General features: G+C 39.7%; 1 protein-coding gene. It reads left to right on the top strand.

Going from position 1 to position 433, the window contains the following annotated elements:
* Positions 1–106: 106 nt before the first annotated feature.
* The coding region (locus tag UYK_RS24560) for a DUF5132 domain-containing protein (RefSeq protein WP_016872283.1) at positions 107–433 on the top strand (327 nt) is incomplete at its 3' end.

The following is a 433-nucleotide window of genomic DNA, read 5'->3' as shown; positions in this document are numbered from 1 at the left end:
AAACTCTTTGCGTAAATAATTCCAAAGAAAGATCATACAAACATTTTTGGTTAAGTTAAGGTTAAGACAAATGAGAATTTTATACATTACATAAAGGTGATTTCTTATGGCACCAAAAATTGTTGATTTCGTTGAAGATGCTGGTGCTCCTGGTGTAATTGCAGGTGTTGGAGCAGTTATTTTGGCACCTGTATTATTACCAATATTTGCTGGAATTGGAAGACCGATCGCCAAGTCGGTTGTTAAGGGAGGTATTTTGATTTATGAAAAGAGTAGAGGTGCATTGGCAGGAGTTGGCGAAACCTGGGAGGATTTGGTGGCTGAAGCCAGGGCAGAACTCGCTGAATCAAATTCCGCGCTAGCAATTAACTCTACACAAGAAACTCGCAATCCGGATGTATCAGCTTCTACTCCCAAAGAAAAAACTCGCAAT

Source organism: Fischerella thermalis PCC 7521 (assembly GCF_000317225.1).
GTDB lineage: Bacteria > Cyanobacteriota > Cyanobacteriia > Cyanobacteriales > Nostocaceae > Fischerella > Fischerella thermalis.
Note: the sequence above shows the minus strand (reverse complement) of the source record. Positions and strands in the feature narration are given on the sequence as shown.